The organism is Streptomyces sp. NPDC060198 (assembly GCF_042728415.1).
Lineage (GTDB): Bacteria > Actinomycetota > Actinomycetes > Streptomycetales > Streptomycetaceae > Streptomyces.
The window spans coordinates 1-3,404 of record NZ_JBHWZJ010000550.1; the positions used below are offsets into that span (position 1 = coordinate 1).

The 3,404-nt window shown below is 72.7% G+C and carries 3 protein-coding genes; all 3 read right to left on the bottom strand.

Annotation, left to right across the window (positions count from 1 at the left end; translation table 11 throughout):
• Window positions 1-17 precede the first annotated feature (17 nt).
• The 3 genes from ACFWEP_RS33220 to ACFWEP_RS33230 all read right to left on the bottom strand — a co-directional run bounded on the left by ACFWEP_RS33220 (window position 18) and on the right by ACFWEP_RS33230 (window position 3,309).
• The gene (locus ACFWEP_RS33220; RefSeq protein WP_387375806.1) at window positions 18-1,073 is read right to left on the bottom strand and encodes a UDP-N-acetylmuramate dehydrogenase; all 1,056 of its coding nucleotides are present in this window, start codon (window positions 1,071-1,073) and stop codon (window positions 18-20) included.
• Window positions 1,074-1,172: 99 nt separating this feature from the next.
• A complete protein-coding gene (locus ACFWEP_RS33225; protein WP_387375808.1) occupies window positions 1,173-2,618 on the bottom strand; it encodes an MFS transporter in 1,446 nt (481 codons plus the stop codon).
• Window positions 2,619-2,742: 124 nt separating this feature from the next.
• A complete protein-coding gene (locus tag ACFWEP_RS33230) occupies window positions 2,743-3,309 on the bottom strand; it encodes a TetR/AcrR family transcriptional regulator (protein WP_387375810.1) in 567 nt (188 codons plus the stop codon).
• Between the last annotated feature and the right edge of the window lie 95 nt (window positions 3,310-3,404).

The following is a 3,404-nucleotide window of genomic DNA, read 5'->3' on the forward strand; positions in this document are numbered from 1 at the left end:
GGCCCCGGCCGCCCCGCTCAGAGGCTGACGCCGACCGTCACCGGCTCGTTGACCAGGGTCACGCCGAACGCCTCGCGCACCCCGGCCACCACCTCGCGGGCGAGGGCGAGCAGGTCCTCGGTGGTGGCCTCGCCCCGGTTGGTGAGGGCGAGGGTGTGCTTGGTGGAGATGCGGGCGGGCCCGGTGCCGTACCCCTTGGTGAAGCCGGCCTTGTCGATCAGCCAGGCGGCCGACGTCTTGGTCCGGCCGTCGCCCGCCGGATAGGCGGGCGGGGTGGTGTCCGGGCCCAGGCGCTGCCCGGCGCGGGCGAGGAATTGGGCGTACTCCCCTTCGTCGAGCACCGGGTTGGTGAAGAAGGAGCCGGCGGACCAGGTGTCGTGGTCTTCGGGGTCCAGCACCATGCCCTTGCCCGCGCGGAGCGCGAGGACGGTCTCGCGGGCGGCAGCGGCCGGAACCCGGTCGCCGGCCCGCACGCCGAGGGTGCGGGCGGTCTCCGGGTACTTGATGGGCGCGGACAGCCCGCCCGCGTCCTCCAGTTCGAACCGGACGCGCAGGACGACGTACCGGTCGGGGTGCTGCTTGAAGGTGCTGTGCCGGTAGGAGAAGCCGCAGGCGGCGTTGGGCAGGGTCACCGTCTCGCCGGAGCGCCGGTCGTAGGCCACGACCTCGCTGATGGCGGTGGAGACCTCCTGGCCGTACGCACCGACGTTCTGGATCGGCGTGGCACCCGCGCTGCCGGGGATTCCGGCGAGGCACTCGATGCCCGCGAGCCCGGCTTCGACGGTACGGGCGACGGCGTCGGTCCAGACCTCGCCCGCCGCGAGTTCGAGGCGGGTGCCGGTCAGCTCGAAGCCCTGGGTGGCGATGCGCAGGGCGGTGCCGTCGAAGCCCTTGTCGCCGATGACCAGGTTGGAGCCGCCGCCGATGACCAGGAGCGGGGTGCCCGCGTCGTCGGCCTCGCGGACGGCCGCGACAACCTCGGCGTCGGTCGTCGCGGTGACGAGCCGGGTGGCCGGGCCGCCGAGCCGGAAGGTGGTCAGGGGGGCGAGGGGGGCGTCGTGGAGTACCTGCACGGGTCAAGAGTACGGGCCCCGGTCCTGCCGCCCCCGCCGCTCGGGCGGGGTGGCGGACCGGGGCCCTCATGGCACGGTGCGTGGGCGGTGCGGCGCCGGTCAGGCCGGGACGTGGAGAGCCGGGCCGGCAGGCGCGGGCTCGGGCTCGGTCGCCTGCGGGCCGCCGCGCCGGCCCGGTACCAGCAGGGCGACCAGCGCGGCGAGGGCGACGACACCGGACCCGATCCAGACCGCGGGCACGGTGCCGTCGGCGAACTGCTGCGGGGAGCCGAAGCCGCCCCGGGCGGAGAACACGGAAGCCAGTACGGCGACTCCGAGCGCTCCGCCGACCTCGCGCAGCGCGTTGTTGGCACCGGAGGCGATGCCCTGCTCACCCGGGCGGACGCTGGACATGACGAGTCCGGACGCGGGCGCGAAGTACATCGCCATGCCGACGCCGCCGACGATCAGGCCGGGCAGTTGGGCGGTGTAGGAGACGTCCGGACTGAGCACCCGGGCGAAGAGCGCGAGGCCCACCGCCTGGAGCGCGAGGCCGGTGACGACGATGGGCCGGCCGCCGAACCGGTCGCTGAGGTAGCCGGCGACGGGCGCGACCAGGATCGGCATGCCGGTCCAGGGCAGCATCCGCAGTCCGGCCTCGGTGGGCGAGTAGCCGAGCGCGCTCTGCAGGAACTGGCTGAGCAGGAAGATCGAGCCGAACATCCCGAGGAACATCAGCAGGCTCGCGATGTTGATGCCGAAGAAGGCCCGGTCGCGGAAGAGCCGCATCGGCAGCATCGGGCGCTCGGCGCGGAAGCCGTGGCGGACGAAGCCGCCGATCAGCGCGGTGCCGGCGATGAGTCCGGTGAGGACGGGGGCGCTGGTCCAGCCGTCGGAGTTGGCGCTGACGAGGGCGTACACGATCCCGAAGAGGCCGCCGCTGACCAGCAGGGTGCCGGCGATGTCGAGCCGGGCGTCCGGGGCGTACGACTCGGTCAGCCGCAGCCGGGCCAGCGGCAGCAGCACGAGGCCGACGGGGACGTTCAGCCAGAAGATCCACTGCCAGGAGATGTGCTCGGTGATGCTGCCGCCGATGAGCGGGCCGCTCGCCACGGCCAGGCCGGTGACCGCGCTGTAGATGCCGAGCACCGCGCCCCGGCGGGCGGCCGGGACGGCGGCGGTGAGCAGGGTGAGGGTGAGCGGCATCATGATCGCCGCGCCGACGCCCTGGACCGCCCGGAAGGCGATGAGTTCACCGATGCCGGGCGAGAGGGCCGCCGCGGCGGAGGCGCCGGTGAAGACGGAGAGCCCGACGAGGAAGAGCCGGCGGCGGCCGAACCGGTCGCCCAGGGCCGCGCCCATCATCAGGAGCACGGCGAAGGTGAGCGTGTAGGCGTTCACCGTCCATTCGAGCTCCTTCAGGCCGCCGCCGAGGCTCACGCGGATGGACGGCAGGGCCGTGGTGACGACCAGGTTGTCGAGTGCCGCCATGAAGCTGGCGACGCTGGTGACGACGAGGGCCCAGACGGCTCCCCCGCGCAGGGCCGTGGGCGTGGGCTGTTCCATGACTCCCCCTGTGGGTTAGTTATTGATGACTAACTTTTGTGGACAGAAACCGGACGGGCCGGGACGCGCTGTTCTCAGTGGGGGGAGCCGGTTCGGGGCCGGCGCGCCGAAGGGATCGAAGGGCTCACGATGCGGCGGGGGGCGACCCGGCCGCCATCGGTCGGGCGGTCTCCCAGAAGGCATCCCAGACCCGGTGACCGGCCGGAAAGCCGAGAGAGGTCAGGGTGTTCACGAGCATGCCGTGGGCGAAGTAGTTCTTGGTCGCCTCGACGTCGCCGCCGAGTGCGAGGTGGATCTCGTCCCACATCCGCACCCAGACGGTCCGCACCGATGCCCCGAACTCATGGTCACCGGAGGCCTCCGCCGCCGCTACGGCCGCGTACGTCTGCATCTGCATCAGCAGCATGTCCGGGTCGTCGGCGAGCAGGCTCCCGTAGGCGGCGGCCATGCACTGACCGACGTCCTCTCCGTCGGCACCGGCCTCCAGGAGGATGCGGGCGGTCTCGGACACGCAGCGCTCGGCGGCGGCGAGGAACATCGCCTGCTTACTGGGGAAGAGGCGGAAGAGGTAGGGCTGCGAGACGCCGACGCGCCGCGCGATCGTCTCCGTGGAGGTCGCCGCGTAGCCCCCCCGGGCGAACTCGGTGATCGCCGCCCGGACGACGCTCTCGCGCCGCTCCTCCGCACTCATCCTTGGCATGGAAGTAAGTTATTACTCAATTACTAACCGCGTCAAGGGGTTGCGGGCCGGCCCGGTACGCGGGAAGGGGCAGCCGCCGTAGCGGC